This window comes from Rhizobacter sp., from assembly GCF_046595475.1.
Taxonomy (GTDB): Bacteria; Pseudomonadota; Gammaproteobacteria; order Burkholderiales; family Burkholderiaceae_C; genus Rhizobacter.
In genome coordinates, this window is the sequence record NZ_JBKJOQ010000114.1 from 1 (window position 1) to 17,248 (window position 17,248).

At 64.3% G+C, this 17,248-nt stretch carries 19 protein-coding genes and 1 rRNA gene; 9 read left to right on the forward strand and 11 right to left on the reverse strand.

From position 1 onward, the window contains the following. Positions 1–2 precede the first annotated feature (2 nt). Positions 3–115, forward strand: a 5S ribosomal RNA gene (rrf, locus tag AC30QB_RS20815). A gap of 99 nt (positions 116–214) precedes the next feature. Here the strand turns inward: rrf and AC30QB_RS20820 are convergent. Together AC30QB_RS20820 and AC30QB_RS20825 are read right to left on the reverse strand one after the other, a co-directional pair. Beyond that, positions 215–1,897: a long-chain-fatty-acid--CoA ligase gene (locus AC30QB_RS20820; protein WP_489548185.1), complete on the reverse strand. Its 1,683-nt coding sequence runs from the start codon at positions 1,895–1,897 to the stop codon at positions 215–217. A gap of 61 nt (positions 1,898–1,958) precedes the next feature. Then, on the reverse strand, positions 1,959–2,681 hold the full coding sequence (locus AC30QB_RS20825; RefSeq protein WP_489548186.1) for a DUF8198 family protein: 723 nt from the start codon (positions 2,679–2,681) through the stop codon (positions 1,959–1,961). A gap of 101 nt (positions 2,682–2,782) precedes the next feature. Between AC30QB_RS20825 and AC30QB_RS20830 the strand changes: the two genes are divergently transcribed. The 3 genes from AC30QB_RS20830 to AC30QB_RS20840 all read left to right on the forward strand — a co-directional run bounded on the left by AC30QB_RS20830 (position 2,783) and on the right by AC30QB_RS20840 (position 5,910). Beyond that, the gene (locus tag AC30QB_RS20830) at positions 2,783–3,298 is read left to right on the forward strand and encodes a hypothetical protein (protein ID WP_489548187.1); all 516 of its coding nucleotides are present in this window, start codon (positions 2,783–2,785) and stop codon (positions 3,296–3,298) included. Between the two features lie 65 nt (positions 3,299–3,363). Beyond that, entirely contained in the window at positions 3,364–4,974 is a 1,611-nt protein-coding gene (locus AC30QB_RS20835) for a GMC family oxidoreductase N-terminal domain-containing protein (protein ID WP_489548233.1), read from the forward strand. A 54-nt stretch (positions 4,975–5,028) separates the two neighbouring features. After that, complete coding sequence (locus tag AC30QB_RS20840) at positions 5,029–5,910, forward strand: esterase/lipase family protein (RefSeq protein ID WP_489548188.1); 882 nt, start codon at positions 5,029–5,031, stop codon at positions 5,908–5,910. Between the two features lie 27 nt (positions 5,911–5,937). On the opposite strand, the gene phhA is transcribed toward AC30QB_RS20840, so the two are convergent. The 9 genes from phhA to AC30QB_RS20885 form a co-directional block, all read right to left on the reverse strand. Then, on the reverse strand, positions 5,938–6,810 hold the full coding sequence (gene phhA / locus AC30QB_RS20845) for a phenylalanine 4-monooxygenase (protein WP_489548189.1): 873 nt from the start codon (positions 6,808–6,810) through the stop codon (positions 5,938–5,940). A 12-nt stretch (positions 6,811–6,822) separates the two neighbouring features. Further along, the gene (gene hppD / locus AC30QB_RS20850) at positions 6,823–7,938 is read right to left on the reverse strand and encodes a 4-hydroxyphenylpyruvate dioxygenase (RefSeq protein WP_489548190.1); all 1,116 of its coding nucleotides are present in this window, start codon (positions 7,936–7,938) and stop codon (positions 6,823–6,825) included. Positions 7,939–8,038: 100 nt separating this feature from the next. After that, positions 8,039–8,887, reverse strand: a complete 849-nt coding sequence (locus AC30QB_RS20855) for an HDOD domain-containing protein (RefSeq protein ID WP_489548191.1) — start codon at positions 8,885–8,887, stop codon at positions 8,039–8,041. 63 nt (positions 8,888–8,950) lie between these two features. Next, a complete protein-coding gene (locus tag AC30QB_RS20860; RefSeq protein ID WP_489548192.1) occupies positions 8,951–9,958 on the reverse strand; it encodes an ABC transporter substrate-binding protein in 1,008 nt (335 codons plus the stop codon). 16 nt (positions 9,959–9,974) lie between these two features. Beyond that, complete coding sequence (locus tag AC30QB_RS20865) at positions 9,975–10,745, reverse strand: ABC transporter permease (protein WP_489548193.1); 771 nt, start codon at positions 10,743–10,745, stop codon at positions 9,975–9,977. A 2-nt stretch (positions 10,746–10,747) separates the two neighbouring features. Next, on the reverse strand, positions 10,748–11,506 hold the full coding sequence (locus AC30QB_RS20870) for an ABC transporter ATP-binding protein (protein ID WP_489548194.1): 759 nt from the start codon (positions 11,504–11,506) through the stop codon (positions 10,748–10,750). Between the two features lie 59 nt (positions 11,507–11,565). Then, positions 11,566–11,832: a hypothetical protein gene (locus AC30QB_RS20875; protein ID WP_489548195.1), complete on the reverse strand. Its 267-nt coding sequence runs from the start codon at positions 11,830–11,832 to the stop codon at positions 11,566–11,568. A 48-nt stretch (positions 11,833–11,880) separates the two neighbouring features. Continuing rightward, on the reverse strand, positions 11,881–12,048 hold the full coding sequence (locus AC30QB_RS20880; RefSeq protein ID WP_489548196.1) for a hypothetical protein: 168 nt from the start codon (positions 12,046–12,048) through the stop codon (positions 11,881–11,883). Between the two features lie 342 nt (positions 12,049–12,390). Further along, positions 12,391–12,936: a hypothetical protein gene (locus AC30QB_RS20885; protein ID WP_489548197.1), complete on the reverse strand. Its 546-nt coding sequence runs from the start codon at positions 12,934–12,936 to the stop codon at positions 12,391–12,393. Between the two features lie 98 nt (positions 12,937–13,034). Here AC30QB_RS20885 and purT point away from each other — a divergent pair, with 98 nt between their 5' ends. The 5 genes from purT to AC30QB_RS20910 all read left to right on the forward strand — a co-directional run bounded on the left by purT (position 13,035) and on the right by AC30QB_RS20910 (position 17,248). Beyond that, complete coding sequence (purT, locus tag AC30QB_RS20890) at positions 13,035–14,252, forward strand: formate-dependent phosphoribosylglycinamide formyltransferase (protein ID WP_489548198.1); 1,218 nt, start codon at positions 13,035–13,037, stop codon at positions 14,250–14,252. Positions 14,253–14,397: 145 nt separating this feature from the next. Beyond that, the gene (locus tag AC30QB_RS20895; protein WP_489548199.1) at positions 14,398–14,799 is read left to right on the forward strand and encodes a hypothetical protein; all 402 of its coding nucleotides are present in this window, start codon (positions 14,398–14,400) and stop codon (positions 14,797–14,799) included. Between the two features lie 124 nt (positions 14,800–14,923). Further along, the gene (locus tag AC30QB_RS20900) at positions 14,924–15,193 is read left to right on the forward strand and encodes a phosphopantetheine-binding protein (protein ID WP_489548200.1); all 270 of its coding nucleotides are present in this window, start codon (positions 14,924–14,926) and stop codon (positions 15,191–15,193) included. A gap of 4 nt (positions 15,194–15,197) precedes the next feature. After that, positions 15,198–15,869, forward strand: coding sequence for a COG4648 family protein (locus AC30QB_RS20905; RefSeq protein ID WP_489548201.1), 672 nt, complete (start codon positions 15,198–15,200; stop codon positions 15,867–15,869). Continuing rightward, positions 15,866–17,248 carry an AMP-binding protein gene (locus AC30QB_RS20910; protein ID WP_489548202.1) on the forward strand — a complete coding sequence of 461 codons (1,383 nt, stop codon included), beginning with the start codon at positions 15,866–15,868 and terminating at the stop codon, positions 17,246–17,248. The genes AC30QB_RS20905 and AC30QB_RS20910 overlap by 4 nt, the downstream gene beginning before the upstream one ends.

Sequence of the window (17,248 nt, forward strand, 5' to 3'; positions counted from 1 at the left end):
AGCCTGATGACCATAGCGAGGTGGTCCCACTCCTTCCCATCCCGAACAGGACAGTGAAACGCCTCAGCGCCGATGATAGTGCGGGTTCCCGTGTGAAAGTAGGACATTGTCAGGCTATTATTAGAGAAACCCCCGTCACGAAAGTGTCGGGGGTTTTTTGCGTTCTGATTCAAACGAGGTGAGACGACATCGGTTTTCAATGTCGCGCAGGGTATTAACTCCCTCGGAGCTCTCTTCGAAGAATTTTGCCTACATTTGACTTGGGCAGTTCTTCGCGGAACTCGATGGCCTTTGGTCGCTTGTAGGCCGTGAAGTTCTCCGTGCAATAAGCGACTAAGCTTTCCTCGTTCAGTGTCGGGTCGTTTCGGACAACGAAAAGTTTAACGACTTCTCCCGAGCGCTCGTCTGGGATACCAATTGCCGCGCACTCCAAAACACCAGGGTGCATGCCGACGACTTGTTCGATCTCGTTTGGATAGACGTTGAAACCAGAGACAAGAATCATGTCCTTCTTGCGGTCGACGATTTTGACGTAGCCTTGCTCGTCCATCACGCCTATGTCGCCTGACTTAAAGAACCCGTCGCTGGTCATGACCTTGGCTGTTTCGTCTGGCCTGTTCCAATAGCCAGCCATCACCTGCGGGCCTCGGATGCAGATTTCACCAGCCGTGCCTGCCGCCACGTCGATACCTTCGTCGTCGCGTATCGCGATGTCTGTCGAGGGAACGGGGAGGCCGATCGTGCCAGTGAAGCTTTCGATATCGAAGCGATTGATGGTCGCTACAGGAGACGTTTCCGACAAGCCGTAACCCTCCACCACAGGGCAGCCCGTGATCTTCAACCATTTCTCGGCGGTGGCCTGCTGCACCGCCATGCCGCCGCCGTTTGAAATCGCGAGTTCAGAGAAGTCCAAACTTGTGAAATCGGGGTGATTGGCCAACGCGTTGAACAAGGTGTTCACCGCAGGGAACATGTTGATCTTGCGCCCTCGTAAAATCTTGATGAAACCGGGAATATCTCTTGGGTTCGGAATCAGCAGATTCAACACACCAAGCCGGGCGCCAAGCATGTAGCACGCGGTCAGCGCGAAGATGTGATACAGCGGGAGTGCGCACACGACAACCAGCTGTCGATCGCCAACCTGTTCAAGCTTGGGCATGAACCAGGCTTCGGACTGAATGATGTTGGCCACCACATTCCGATGCAACAAGGTCGCGCCCTTTGAGACCCCTGTGGTACCGCCGGTGTACTGAAGAAAGGCCACGCTCTCCGGCCCAAGCTTCGGGCGTTGCAACGTTGTTCGCGAGCCCTCGGACACGGCGCTGTTGAACTTTGTCACAGTCCGCCCGGAATCCAGTGGCAGGCGAAACTCCGGCACGAGCTTGCGGACGTTGCGTACCACTAAGTTCACCATCTGGCCCTTTGCGGCGCCCAGCAAGTCGCCCATGGATGCCAGGACCACGTGACGCACATTCGTTGCGTTGATGACGTGCTCGAGTGTCTTCGCGAAATTCTCCAGAATGAAAATCGCCTCAGCTCCCGAATCCTTCAGCTGGTGCTCAAGCTCGCGGGCGGTGTACAGCGGGTTGACGTTCACCACGATGTAGCCGCCACGCAAGATGGCTGCGATGGCCGGCATGTACTGCAGCACGTTGGGCATCATGATGGCCACCCGAGCACCTGGCTGCAGACCCTTGGCCTGAAGCCAAGCGGCGAGTGAGGTCGACATGCGGTCGATGTCGCGAAACTTCAGCGTGCTCCCCATGCAGATGGCCGCATCACGCTGGGCGTACTTGGAATAGGACTCCTCTAGCAGTTCCACAAGCGAGGTGTACTGCGAGGTGTTCACTTCGGCCGGGACGCCAGGGGGGTAGCTCTTCAACCAGGGTTTTTGCATGGTGCGGGGAATCTCCGACGTGGTTCTGACGGCGGATGATCTCAGCGCTGGCCTGCCGCTGCTACGGTAATTGTCCTAGCGCGCGCGTGCGGGCCTCGCCTTTGCGCGCGGCCACGGGGTCGAACAGCGCCGCAGCCAGCAGGTGCTCGCGCGCACTCACCAGGGCCAAGAACTCTTTCGCTCCCCGCATCGCCTGGAAAGTGTCGAAGCCGCTCTCAAGAAACTGCTGCAGGTCGGCCAGCCCTGCAGCACGCGCCGGCCCGCGCATCATGCGCAAGGTGTGCCTGAGCAGCGGCTTGCGGGTGAGCTCGTCGAGCGACTGGCCCACGGCCAAGGTCAGCGCGATCTGGTTCTCGCGACTGGCTGCAAGTCCTGCGGCCTGCCACGCGTCTAGATACGAATCGGCCCGAACCGGCCCTTGCGCCAAGTGGCGTGCCATCTCGCTGTCCAGCGTTTCAGACAAGGCATGCAGTTGGGCGAGCGTGTTCACCGTCTCCACCACGTCACGTGGAAACAAACGCACCAGCGCTGGCACCACGCGCGCAAACTGTGCGTCGCGTTGGCTGAAGTCTCCCGGCCCGTACAGCTCTTCCAGGAAAAATCGCGAAGCACCGCCATAGCGCGTCGTTGCCAACAGGTCGGCGTAAGTGTGCGAAAAGCGTTGCTGTTGATAGGCCTTGATGGCCAACACCTGCTCCAGCAGCATCGAAGAGGCTGCGCGAGCATCGCGCTCCTGAGCGACAACGGCAAGGTGACTCAGGATAGATTCAGCAGAGGCTGGCATGTGATCGGCGCGGGTTTCTCATGGGGCGAGTTAGTCGCTCAACTCTACGGACGACTCGGCGAATGATGCAACACTCGGCGCGTTTCACTGTGCACGCGAGCATGCAACGACGACGCTTTCTCAAATTGGGTGTGGGTGCCGCCGCGGTGCTGGCTTTGGCGGGCGGCGGTCTGGCATTGTTCCAACCGGGCCTGGCGCAAGGGCGCTTGAGCCCGGCAGGTCGTGAGGTGTTTGAAGCGGCAGCGCGCGCGGTGCTCGACGGCAGCTTGCCGGACGAGCCCGCTCAACGCGCGGTGGCACTGCAAGCCCACCTGCAGCGTCTGGACGATGCGCTCGCAGCGTTTCCCACTTCTGTCCAGACCGAGCTGTCGCAGCTGCTGGCCATCCTCGCCGCCGCTCCAGGACGTGTGGCATTCGCCGGGCTCTCCGCGCCGTGGTCAGACGCCACAGTGCCTCAGCTGCAAGTCGCACTGCAAAGCATGCGTACCTCATCGCTTGCGCTGCGGCAGCAGGCCTATCACGCGCTACGCGACCTGACGAATGCCGCCTACTATGCTGACCCGCTGGCTTGGAGCCTGCTCGGCTACCCCGGCCCGCGGGCGATTGGAAGCGCATGAGCGCGCCGGCCCGCCCCAATAGCGAACACCGGATTGCGCAGCACGAAGGTAGTCCAGTGAACCAGATGCCAGACCCGATACGCGAAGGCTTGAACCGTGGGTGGCGAGTGTTCGGAGGCACGCACCCTGTATTGCCCGCACAGCTGAGCTGCGATGTGGTGATCGTCGGCACTGGCGCAGGGGCAGGCATCACCGCCGAGCTGTTAACCCAAGCCGGGCTGAGCGTGGTGCTGGTGGAAGAAGGCCCGCTCAAGAGCAGCAGTGATTTCCGCCAACGCGAAAGCGAGGCTTATCCCGATCTCTATCAGGAAAGCGCGGCCCGCAAGACAGCTGATAAGGCGATCAACATCCTGCAAGGCCGCTGCGTGGGCGGCTCCACCACGGTCAACTGGACGAGCTCCTTTCGCACGCCACCGAGCACGCTGCAACACTGGCAGAAGCACTTTGGCCTATCCAGTTTGACCGAAGCGGCGATGGCCCCTTGGTTCGAGCAAGCCGAGCGCCGCTTGAACATCGGGCCCTGGCTCGCCGAGCCCAATCAAAACAATGAACTGCTGCGCACCGGCGCTGCGCGTCTCGGCATTCCCGCGGCCGGAATTCAGCGCAATGTGAAGGGCTGCTGGAACCTGGGCTCCTGCGGCATGGGCTGCCCCACCAATGCCAAGCAGTCGATGCTTGTGACGACGATCCCTGCCGCCCTCGACCGCGGTGCCACGCTGCTGGTGCAGACGCGGGCGCACATGTTCGAGCTGACACAGCAAACGGTGAGCGCCCTGGTGTGTGTGCCCGTCACCAGCAATGGCAGCGTGGTGGCCGGTAGCAGGCCTACACGAATCGTTGCCAAGCACTACGTGGTGGCAGGCGGTGCCATCAACTCCCCTGCACTGCTTAAACGCTCTGATGTGCCCGACCCGCATGGCCTGCTGGGTGCGCGCACCTTCCTGCACCCTGTGGTGATTTCGGCAGCCACCTTCGAGCAAAAGGTCGAGGCCTGGGACGGCGCGCCGCAAACGCTCTACAGCGATCACTTCTTGCAAACGCACCCCATCGACGGCCCCATCGGCTACAAGCTCGAAGCGCCGCCCATGCACCCGCTGATCTTCTCCAGCACCTTGGCCGGCTACGGCCAGGCGCAGGCCAGCTCGCTGCGGCAGTTCCCGCACATGCACAGCCTGTTGGCGCTGATGCGCGACGGCTTTCACCCGCAATCGATTGGCGGCCAGGTGAAGCTCAATGGCGATGGCTCGCCGGTGCTCGACTACCCCCTCAATGACTTCGTGATGGAAGGCGCCCGCCGTGCCTTTCTCAGCATGGCCGAGATCCAGTTCGCCGCGGGCGCGCGCGCTGTTGTGCCTGTGCACGAGATGGGCGGCGAGTACAGCAGCTGGGCGCAGGCGCGCGAGGCCATCAAGGCCTTTCCGATGAAGCCCCTGCTCACCCGCGTGGTGAGCGCGCATGTGATGGGTGGTTGCGCCATGGGCATGAGCGAGCAGCGGGGTGTGGTGCAACCCGATGGCACCCACTGGCAGGTGAGCAACCTGTCGGTGCACGACGGGTCGATCTTCCCCACGAGCATCGGCGCCAACCCGCAGCTTTCGGTCTACGGCTTTGCCAACAAGCTCGCGACCGGCTTGGCCAAGCGCCTCAGCGGGCGCGAGGTTCACTTGATGCCCTAGGATCACCGCATGCTTGCGCGGCTCCAGCAATTCACGACCCTTTCACTTCTCACCTTGGCCGCGCTATGGGCCGCTTGGTTCTGGAACGCAGGCCAGCCCGGCTGGGCCTTCGGCGGCGCCGTGTTGGTCGTCTTCGGCTATGCAATCTTCCTGGCGGTCGAGTTCGTGATGCTGTGGTTCGTTCACGGCGACGACCCAGCGCCCAAGGCAAGTGCGGCTCAGTTGTTCAAGGCCTGGGTCGGTGAGGTGCTCACGGCACCTCGCGTTTTCTGCTGGCAGCAGCCCTTTCGCTCCCGCAAGGAGCCCGACTTCTTGCCCGCCGAGGCCAAGCGACGGGGCTTGGTGCTGGTGCATGGTTTCGTTTGCAATCGCGGGCTCTGGAACCGCTGGTTGCCGCACCTGCGTGAGCAGGGCATACCGTTTGTGGCGGTAAACCTGGAGCCGGTGTTCGGCACCATCAGCGACTACGCCGCCATCATCGAGCAAGCTGTGCAGCGCCTGGAGCGCGACACCGGTTTGCCGCCGGTGATCGTGGGGCACAGCATGGGCGGGCTCGCCATTCGCGCCTGGCTTGCCGCGTTCAACGGAAATGCGCGCGTGCACCGCATCGTCACCATCGGCAGCCCGCATCGGGGCACGTGGCTGGCGCGCTTCGGCATGACATCCAACGCCCGCGAAATGGCCTTGGGCACCGCCTGGCAGCGTGCGCTCGAGGCGCGTGAAGCGGCTGAGCATTTCGAGCGCTTCACCTGCTTCTACAGCCACTGCGACAACATCGTCTTCCCGCCGTCGACCGCCACCCTGCCGGGCGCCGACAACCGCCACGTGGCGGGCTCAGCCCATGTGCAGCTGCTCGATCAACCTGAGGTGTTGAGCGAGGTATTGGCTTGGGTCACGCCCGCCTTGTCAGTGGAACCTGCTGTGTTGGCTGGGTAGTTCAGCGGCAAACAAACGGGCCCAGGCTCAGTACACGGTGTCACTGGGCAGGCGCGCGTCGGCGCTCAATTCACCCTGCTGGGCCACCCGCTCGTACAGCGGCGTGAAATCGGGGGCCGTGGCTTCAAACAGCTGCTCGAAGCCTTTGATCACGAAGTAGGTGCCCTGAAAGTTGTCGATGCGGTAGTGTGTGCGCATGATGCGCTCCACGTCGAAGCCCAGGCGCTGCGGCGCGGGGCTCAGCACGCTGTGGCGCAGCTCGCCGGTTGACGACAGGATGCCCGCGCCATATGCCCGCAGGCCTGCCGGCGTGGCGATCAACCCGAACTCCACCGTGTACCAATACAGCCGCGCCAGTTGTTCGCAGGCCTGCAGCCGGCTCGCCTTCAGGCCGCCAGCACCGTAGGCCTGCATGTAGTCGGCAAACATCGGATTGAAGAGCAAAGGCACATGGCCGAAGAGGTCGTGAAAGACATCAGGCTCAACCACGTAGTCGAACTCTTCGGGCCGCCGTATCCAGCCGGTGACGGGGAAGCGGCGCTGCGCCAGCAGGCCGAAGAACGCTTCTTCAGGGATGAGGCCTGGTACGGCGGCCACCTCCCAGCCGGTGGCGCGTTGCAGCCGCTCCGACAGCGCATCGAAGCGCGGGATCGCGTCTGGCTTGCCCAGCTGTTGAACGGCAGTGATGAACTCCTCGCAGGCCAGCCCCGGTAGCTGCGCGGCCTGGCGCTCGTACAGACGCTGATACAGCGCATGCTCTTGCGGCGTGTAGCGATCCCACTGCTGGTCGCAGGTGTAGTCGGCGCGCGCCGCCGCGTAGTCGCCTCGCGGCGGGCGTGTGCCATTGCCATAGGTGACGGGCGCCACCCCCTGGTTGACGGCCTTGTCGTTTCTTCCCATGACGCCCATGGCTCAGGCAGCCGACGCATCGATGAGCACACCGCGGCGCACCTGGTCCAACTCAATGCTCTCGAACAGCGCGCGGAAGTTGCCTTCGCCAAAGCCTTGATCGCCCTTGCGCTGGATGATCTCGAAAAAGATCGGCCCGATCACCGTCTGCGTGAAGATCTGCAGCAGCAGTTCGTTGGGCGCGCCTTGGTGCGTGGCGCCGTCGACCAGCACGCGCAGCAGCTTGAGTTCGGCTATGTCTTCGCCGTGCCCAGGCAACCGCTGATTGATCAGGTCGTAATACGTGTCGATGGTGTGCTGGAAGGCCACGCCGTGCTCTCGCATCGCGCGCACCGTGGCGTAGATGTCGTCGGTGCCCATCGCGATGTGCTGGATGCCCTCGCCGTGGTACAGGTCGAGGTACTCGGCGATCTGGCTCTTGTCGTCAGAGCTCTCGTTGATGGGAATTCGGATCTTGCCGCAAGGGCTGGTCATGGCCTTGCTTTTCAGGCCGGTGAGCTTGCCTTCGATGTCGAAGTAGCGCACTTCTTTGAAGTTGAACAGGCGCTCGTAGAAGTCGGCCCACTCTTTCATGCGGCCGCGGTGCACGTTGTGCGTCAGGTGGTCGATGTAGGTCAGGCCATCGCCTGCCACTGAGGCCACGGCGCCGGGGATGGGCACGAAGTCGACGTCGTAGATGCTGATGTTGCCGATGGCGCCTGGCGTGGCGCCGTCTTTTCCCTGCCAGCGATCGACGAAGTAGATGAGCGAGTCACCGATGCCCTTGATGGCCGGAATGTTCAGCTCCATCGGCCCGGTCTGGTGGTCGAAACCCCAGGCACCCAGCTCGAGCGCACGGGCATACGCCAGGTTCGCGTCTTTCACGCGGAAGGCCATGGCGCAGACGCTGGGCCCGTGCAGGCGCGCAAAACGCTGTGCAAAGGAATTGGGCTCGGCGTTGACGATGAAGTTGACCTCGCCTTGGCGGTACAGCGTCACGTCTTTGTGGCGGTGCCGGGCGATGGGGCGAAAGCCCAGGGTTTCGAACAGCTGGCCCAAGGCCACGGGGTCGGGTGCGGCGTATTCGACAAACTCGAAGCCGTCGGTGCCCATGGGGTTGTCCCAAGGGATGAATTGCATGTGATGCTCCTGATCGATCTGTTTGATCTACCCGGATCGTAGGTTCCTCGGGCTGCCCTCGTTTGGCAAGACCGCTTTCCCCTAGCGGGGTATCAGGGGATCAGTCGTCCAGATCGCGCACGAACTTCATCGTGGCTGCGAGCGACAGGTTGAGCAGCTGCGCCAGCTCGACGATGTCATCGGGAATGGCCGCGTTGTCCCAGCTGTTGGCGGTGTGCCGCGCGAGCCGTATGGCCAGCACCACACTTTGCACGCTGGGGTGCTCGGCATGGCGGTCATCGGTGATGCGGATCAGCAGCTCGGGCAAGGCCCAAGCCTTCATCAGCGTTTGCTGCAGGTCGGCGAAGTCGACGTTGAGCAGGCTCAGTTGGGCTGCGCGCGAGCGCAGCGTGGGGTCGTCTTTCAGGGCAGCGCGCAGCTTGAGCGACAGCGCCGGCGCGTGGCACCACATCAGCATTTCGGCAAAGTCGTGCAGCAACGCGGCTTCATAGATCACCGCCGCGTCATGGTCCATGCGGTGAATGGCAAAGGCGAGCGCGAAATGCGCCGCGCGGTGGCTGCGCCGCAGCACCTCTTGCAAGCCTTGCAAGGCTTCGGGCTCCGTGGCCAGCCGGTCTTCAATCGTGGGCTGCTCACCGAACGCGCCGAAGAATGGCGAAATGCCCATCAGCACCACGGCGGCGGTGACGGTTTCCACATCGGTCACCAGGCGCGGCGGGCGGTGCGCGGCGGCGTAGGCCAGCACCTTGAGTGTCATCAGCGGGTCATCGGCCACCATCTCGCCGATGAGGTTGGCATCGACGTCGTCTTCGTTGGCGCGCATGGCCTCCAGTGCGTCGGCCGTGTTGCCCAGCACCGGGATCTCGGCTTGCCTGAAATAGTCCACCCACGCCGAGAGCTCACGCAGCGGCTGCGTGAGCGGGGTGAAGGGGGTGGGCGTGTTGGTCAAGGTACAAGAAGCAGAGGTCGTACCGGGAATATCGGCAGCAGGCCGCGGCGACTTGAGTCGTGGCTATTTGGCGCCCAGCTTGGCCTTCAGGTCCAGCCCGACCTTCTTGTTGATGAACTGCAGCGATGCCACCTTCGTCAGGTCGACTTCGCCGGCTTTGTACAGCCCGGCCTTCACCATCTGCGCATAGAAGTCTTGAATGCGCGCCTGGCTCATCGCGCCGATGCCACCGGCGAGGGCTTCGCCCGAGTCGACGATGCCTTGCTGCTTCATCAACCCGACCGAGGCCTCCATTTCGGCGAGGGTCATCTCGGGGTTGTCTTTCATCATCAGCGCGGCTGCAGCCTTGCGGTCGCCGTAGAGGTAGTTCACCCAGCCGATGGCCGAAGCATCGACAAAGCGCTGCACCAGATCGGGTTTGGTCTTGACCGTGTCGGCGCGCGCCTCTATCAGTGTGGAGTAGGTGCTGAAGCCATGGTCAGCCAGCAGGTGCACCACAGGCTTGAACTTACCCTGGTTCTCCACGTAGATCGGCTCTGCCACCGAGTAGCCCTGTTGGATAGCCTTGGGGTTGGCCAGGAAGGGGCCGAGGTTGTAGTTGTAGGGCTTGAGCACTTCGTCTTTGAAGCCGTGCGTGACCTTAAGCCACTGCCACCAGCTGAACTGGCCGTCTTTGGCGATCAAAGCGATGGGCGCGTTCTTCAGCGCCTCGAAGCTCTCGTATCCCTGGCCGGGGTGGGCGATCAATGCTTGCGGGTCTTTCTGGAAGATGGCCGATACCACCACCGTAGGCACGCCGTTCTTCACGTTGTCGAAACTGTGCAGCAGGTTGCCCGTCATCAGAAAATCGATGCGCCCGGCCGGCAGCAGCGGGCGGTTGTTGACCTGCGGGCCGCCTTGCTGAATGGTGACGTCGAGGCCGTACTTCTTGTAGGTGCCATCGGCCACCGCCTGGTAGAAACCGCCGTGCGCGGCCTGTGCCTTCCAGTTGGTGGCGAAGGTGACCTTGTCTTGCGCGAACGTGTTGCTGGCGGCGAAGGCCAGGGCGATGAGAGCGAGTCTGGTCAGCATGGGAATGGGCTCCGGGTTAGTCGATGCGGGTGGACTCCACTGCATGCCAGCGCCCGAGCAAGGCGCGCGACAAGGCGTTGAAGCCCCAGAAGATGATCACGCCTGTCAGTACCAGCAGCACGAGCGCGGCAAACATTTTGGGTGTCTCGGTGCGAAAGCTCGCCTCCAAAATGCGTGAGGCGAGGCCGGTTTCGCGGCCCGCGGCACCGGCCACCATTTCGGCTGTGACCGCGCCGATCAAGCTCAGGCCGCCGGAGATTTTGAGCCCTGCCACGAAGTAGGGCAAGGCGCTGGGTACCAGCAGCAAGCGCAGGCGCTGCAGGGGCGTGGCGCGGTAGAGGCGAAAGAGGTCGCGCAAATGCGGTTCGGCCGCGCGCAGGCCAATCACGGTGTTCGACAGAATCGGAAAGAAGGCCACGATCCAGGCGCACAGCAGCAGCGCCGCGGTGGTGCTCTCCACGTAGATCAGGATCAGCGGCGCCACCGCCACGATGGGCGTCACTTGCAGCATCACCGCCACGGGAAACAGCGCCACCTCGACTGGCCGCCACAGCGCAAACACGGCGGCGATCAGCACGCCACCGGCGCACGCCAGCAGCAGTGCGCCGAAGGTGATCTTGAGCGTGAACCACCAGCTGCCGGCCAGCGAGCCGAAGTTGAGCCACAGCGTCTGCGCGACCAGGCTGGGCGCGGGCAAGGTGTAGTGCGGAATGTGGGCCAGGCGAACCAGCGCTTCCCACGCGGCGAGCAGGGCCAGCAACGTGAGGGCAGGGGCGTAGCGCTGCATCGTCAAACGGGGGCCTGGGCCGAATCGAGCGCCTGCGTGATCTCGGCGCAGGCTTCGGCGTAGCGCGTAGAGGTGCGAAACGCGGCCAAGCGCGGGTAGGGCTCGTCTATGTGCAGCTCGGCGATCACGCGCCCCGGTCGTGCGCCCATCACCAGCACGCGCTGGCTCAGAAACACGGCCTCGAACACGCTGTGCGTAACGAACAGCAGCGCCAGCGGCTGCGCTTGCCACCACTTCAGCAGGTCGCCGTTGAGCTTTTGGCGCGTGAACTCGTCGAGTGCGGCAAAGGGCTCGTCCATCAGCAGCACGCGGGGCTGCGTCACCCATGCGCGGGCGATCGAGGCGCGCATCTTCATGCCGCCCGACAGCTCTGAGGGGAAGGCCTGCGCAAAGTCTTGCAGGCCAACCGATTGCAGTGCGGCGCTCACGCGTTCTCTGGCCTGCGCGCGCGACAAGCCGGCCAGCCGCAATGGCAGCCACACGTTGTCGAACACGCTGGCCCAGGGCATCAGGGTTGCGTCTTGAAAGACATAGGCGGTGTCGGCCACGGCCTGTGCCGACAAGGCCGGTGCGCTGATGTGGCCGTGGCTCGGTGCATCAAGACCGGCCGCCATGCGCAGCACGGTGCTCTTGCCGCAACCCGAGGGGCCGAGCAGGGCCACGAACTCGTCAGCGCCGACCTGCAGCGAGGTGTCGCTCAACGCCACGAGGCCGTTTGCAAAGCGCTTCTCGACGTGTTCAAGGGTGATCACCGCGGGCATGCGACGAAGTGTGCCCGCATTTCGCGTGGGGCCGGCGGGTGCCGGCCCCACGCAGCGCATCACAGGCGCTTCACGCCGGGCAGGTAGCCGACGAGCTTGCCGTCGAGGTACAGCGCGCCTTCCGGGGCGCCGGCTTCGGCGTAAAACTCCAACACTTCGGGCACTCGACGGGCATCGGGCACAGGCGGCACGGCGCAGAGCTGTGCCAGTTGGGCGAGTGCGCTGCTGGTGCCGCGCAAGCCGGCGGCCAAGAGGCGACGCACCGGGTAGGTCCAAGGAGGTGTGGCGGTGTCAGGGTGCCACGAAAGGGGTCTCTGGCTGGTCATGATGTTGTCCTTCGGGGGCCGCCCGCTTCGCGAGGCTCGGCCTTTTGTTCATGGGATGTCTTTGGTTCGGGTGAGCTGATCGAGCTCGCGCTTCAGCGTGCGGCCGACTTGCTGGCGCAGCGCGCCACCGCGAGGGCGGTGGCTGCCGGCGCGGCGAAAGTGCGCGGCGGCAATCAGCGGGTTGCGGGGCTTGGAAGAGGTGATGGTGATCTTCATGAAGGTTCTCCTAGAGGGCTGAAGAAATCAGCGACAAAAAACAAAACGGCCCGGGGCAGTGACGCAACCCGGGCCGTTTGAGGCTCTGTGTTCAGAGCACTCAATGCGGTGATGCGCCGGGCGGCGCCTCCATGGCACCGATGACTGCAAACGAAGCTCGCGCGCAGCGGCGCTTCGTTGAATTCAGTACACAGGTGAGTGCCATGGGGCTCCGAGAAATGGGTGGGTCGATCGGGGTGTCGTTGCGGTACGTCTCTGATCCGCGACTTGCGCAGATGATAAACATTTGATTATCTTGCGCAAGACCCCTTGCGCACTTTTTTCTAGGGGGTGCGACAGAAATCAGCGTTTGCGTTTCAGCGGCGCCACGCCGGCCTGGGTGCGCACCCAAAGGTCGTCGGCGTCTTGGGGTGTTTTGGCGCCGGCCTTGGGTGGCGCCGCTGGTGAGGGCGACAGTACTTCGCCCAGCAGGTCGAGCAGCCGCGCGCGGGCGCGCTGAGGGTGTCGCCGGTAATAGGTGAGCACCAGGCCGACGATGAAGCGCTCGTCGTCGTCTTGCGGCACGTTGCGCGCCGCGTCGTCGTCGGCAGGGCGCGGTGGCGCTGCTGCGGCGAGGCTGGCCTCGTCGTGCGGCTGATCCATCCAGCCAGTGGGTTTGTGGCACAGCTGCTCGAACTGCCGCGCCAGCCGCTCGCCGATCTGCCGTGAGCGCCCCTTGATCTGGCTCCAGTAGCTGGGCTGAATCTGCAGGCGCTCGGCGAAGCGGCCTTCCAGGCCGCGCAGCGTGGCGGCATCGGCGTGTTTGACAGTGGCACGGACGAACTCGTCGAACAAGGCCAGCGCGTTGTCCAGACGCGTCTGCGCCACATCACGGGGGCCTGTTTGCATGGGCGCGATGATAAAGCTTCGTTGACCTGCGCCTCTCTAGAATGCCGGCTGCCATCCCTTCTCCTTCTCTTCACCATTTGTCCTCTGGAAGCGCCCTCATGACCACGCTCGGAACCCCTTTGTCTCCATCGGCCACAAAGGTCATGCTGCTCGGCAGCGGCGAGCTGGGCAAAGAGGTGCTGATCGCGCTGCAGCGCCTGGGTGTAGAGACCATCGCGGTCGACCGCTACGACAACGCCCCCGGTCAGCAGGTGGCGCACCACGCCCGCACCATCACCATGAGCGACCCGGCACAGCTCAAGGCCTTGATTGAGGCCGAGCGCCCGCATCTGGTGGTGCCCGAGATCGAGGCCATCGCCACCGCCATGCTCGAAGAGCTGGAAGCCGCCGGCACCGTGCGCGTGATCCCCACCGCCCGTGCGGCGCGGCTCACCATGGACCGCGAAGGCATTCGGCGCCTGGCGGCTGAGACGCTCCGGTTGCCAACCAGCCCCTATGTGTTTTGCGACTCCCTGGCCGAGCTGCAGCAGGCCATTGATGGCGCGGGCGAGAAGCAAGGCATCGGCTACCCCTGCATCGTCAAGCCTGTCATGAGCAGCTCAGGCAAGGGCCAAAGCCGACTCGACGGCCCCGCCGACGTGAAGACCGCGTGGGACTGCGCCATGGCAGGCGGCCGCGTCAGCCACGGGCGGGTGATCGTCGAAGGCTTCATCGCTTTCGACTACGAGATCACGCTGCTCACCGTGCGCGCCCTGGGCGCCACCGGCCAGATCGAAACCCACTTTTGCGAGCCCATCGGCCACATCCAGGTGAGTGGCGACTATGTGGAGAGCTGGCAGCCGCACCGCATGCCGCCCGCCGCGCTGCAGCGCTCGCGCGACATCGCCCAGGCCGTGACCGACAACCTCGGCGGCCAGGGGCTCTTTGGGGTGGAGTTGTTCGTGAAGGGCGACGAGGTGTGGTTCAGCGAGGTCAGCCCACGCCCGCACGACACCGGCATGGTGACGATGATCACCCAGTGGCAAAACGAATTCGAGCTACATGCCCGCGCCATCCTGGGCCTGCCGGTCAACACCGCGCTCAAGAGCCCAGGCGCCAGCGCGGTGATCTACGGCGGGGTTGACGCCACCGGCATCGCCTTCGATGGTGTGGACGAAGCCCTGCGTGTGCCCAACACCGAGCTGCGATTGTTTGGCAAGCCCGAGAGCTTCAAGAAGCGCCGCATGGGCGTGGCGCTGGCCTTCGATGCCGACGTGCAAGCCGCTCGCCGCCACGCCAAGACCGCGGCGGCCAAGGTGAAGCCGCGTGTGGTTTGAGCCAACAATCGTGTGAGTGGTACGTGCACTTTGTCACGGCACCTGTAACCGTCTTGCACACAAGTACGCCGATGCTGAGTAACCTCTCACTCTTGTGCAGCGGGTGTCAATACAGGCCGGCGCACGCAGCACACCGAGGCTTGCGATGGACATGATGGGTTTGGCGTCGATGTTGTTGGCTGGGCTGATGGGCGTCCTTATCGGGGGCGCCATTGCCTGGCGTCTGATGGGCAAGCGCGCTGCGGCGCGCCACGCGCGGCTGGTGGCCGCTGCCCGCGACCAGATCGCCACCACTTCGCAAAACCTGCGGGCCGCCAACGCCAAGCTGCTAGCCGAGCTGGAGAAGGAAAAATCTTCCTCCCAGCAGCGCCAGGTGGCTTTCGTGACGGAGCAGCGTTCTTCAGTCACGCGGCTTGAAGGCCAGCTGCGTTTTGCTTATGCCGAGATCGACCGCCTGAACGCCTCTGCCCGCGGCTCCAGCGGCGCGAAAGATGATGGCATCACCGACGGCAGCGGCTTCGCGCTGACCCGCCCCTTCGAGCGCTGAGGCTCTTGGCTTTTCACCGGCGCGGTCTGGCCTTTCCCAGGGTGGCGCGTAACACGCCTTTGATAAACTGACGCCCCGCTGCCCAGCCGCAAGGCTCGCCTGCTTTCACCGGTTCCACACACGCATGACCTCTCCCCATCTCGAACTCCAGCGCGAAGTGGCCGCACTGCTAGTCGAATCACTCAACCTCGAAATCGCCCCCGACGCCATCGACCCGCAAGCCCCGCTCTATGGTGACGGCCTGGGCCTTGATTCCATCGACGTGCTCGAGGTCGCACTGGTGGTCTCGCAACGCTACGGTTTTCAGCTGCGCTCCGACGACGAAGACAACGTGCGGATCTTCACCTCGCTGGCCAGCCTGACCGAGCACATCGCCACCCACCGCGTCAGCTGAAGCCATGCAAGCGCGTGTGGCTGCCCGTGTCGCGGCAATCGTGCTGGCCAGCCTGGCCTACGTGGCGGGCTCGCACTGGCTGATGACGCAAACCGAGGCCTCGGCCTGGAACGTGGTCGGTGTGCTGAGCCCCATGCTGCTCTTGATCGCCCTCGGCACCTGGCGCGGCGCCCACCGCTGGGTCGGCGTGGTGTCTTTGCTCAGCCTGCTTGTCTTGTGTGCGTTGGCCTTGTGGGGCATTCAGGTGTCATCGCATGCGCTCTACCTGGCCCAGCATGCCGGTATCAATTTCTTCCTCGCCATCTTCTTCGGCAGCACGCTGCGCCCCGGGCACACGGCCTTGATCACCGCGGTGGCCTTGCGCGTGCACCGCGGCCGCTTGTCGCCAGGGCATTTGCCTTACACGCGCAAGCTCACGCTGGCATGGGTCGTTTTCTTCTTGAGCATCGTGGTGGTTTCGTTGCTTTTGTATGCATACGCGAGCTTCGAGACCTGGGCCGTGTTTGCCAACATCGTCACCCCCATCGCCACCGGCTTGATGTTTGGCGTGGAGCACCTCATGCGCTACCGCCTGCACCCCGAGTTCGAGCGCGCGAGCGTGGTCGAAGCGGTGCGCGCCTACATGCAGGGCAACGAGCCGCCCGCGCGCCCCCTGCCACGCCACTCTGCTCCATGACGCGCTCAGCTCTCCTCTGGGGCGACGACCTGCACGCGCCGCTGGCGTGGCGGCAAGGCCAGCCCATTTCACGCCAGCAGTACCTGGCCGATGTGCAGCAGCTCGCGCAGCGCCTGCCCGAGGTCGGCGCCATGCTCAACCTTACCGGCGACCGCTACGGTTTCGTCGTGGGCCTGGGGGCTGCCATGCTGCGCGGCCACAGCAGCCTGCTGCCCCCCAACCACACGCCCGACATGATCGAGCGGCTGCGTGGCCTGTTCCCTGCGGTGTACGTGTTGACCGACCACCCCGGCATCGTGACGACCGACCTGCCGACCCTCCGCCACATCGAAGTCGCGACCGGGCCAGGCCCTGCCGCGGCCCCGCAGATCGCAGCTGACGCCTTGGTGGTGCAGGTGCTGACCTCGGGCTCTACCGGCTCACCCGTGCCACACGCCAAGCACTGGGGCCATCTGGTGCTGAATGCGCAGGCCGAATCGAAGCGTCTGGGGCATTACATGTCGCGGCCCTCGGTGGCGGGCGTGACGCTGGTGTCTACCGTGCCTTCGCAGCATATGTACGGCTTCGAGTCGGTCGTGCTGCTGGCCCTGCTGGGCGGCGCGGCCATCGACACCGACCGCCCGTTCTACCCCGCCGACATTGCCGCCGCACTGGCCCGCGCGCCGCGCCCGCGCATGCTCGTGACCACGCCCTTCCACCTGAAGTCTCTGCTCGATTCGGGTGTGGACTTGCCCGCCATCGACCTCACCCTGTGCGCCACCGCGCCACTCTCGCCGCAGCTGGCCGCACGCGCCGAGGCCGCGCTGGCCGCGCCGCTGGTTGAGATCTATGGCTGTACCGAGACCGGGCAGGTCGCCACCCGCCGCACCCACCAGGGCGCCGAGTGGCAGACCTTCGATGGCCTGCACCTCACTGGCGACGGTGATGCCACCGTGGCGCAAGGCGGCCATGTGCCTCAGCCCACCACGCTGGCCGACGTGATCGAGGTCATCAACCCGACCACCTTCCGCTTGCTGGGCCGCTCCAACGACCTGATCAACATCGCCGGCAAGCGCAGCTCGCTGGGCCACCTCAACTTTCACCTCAACACCATCGAAGGTGTGCGCGACGGCGCTTTCTGGCTGCCGCCCGAAGACGTGGCCGATGGCGTCACACGCCTGATCGCCTTCGTGGTCGCGCCCGGTGTGCCACCTGCCGAGCTCACCAAGCGTGTGGTTGCGGGCATGCGCCAGCGCGTCGATGCCGCTTTCGTGCCCAGGCGTGTGGTCGCCGTGCCCGAGCTGCCACGCTCAGAAGGCACGGCCAAGCTGCCGGCCGCTGTGTTCGCCGCCTGGGCTGAGCGTGTGCTCGCCGCGCGGCGCAGCGCTGGCGAAAGCTGA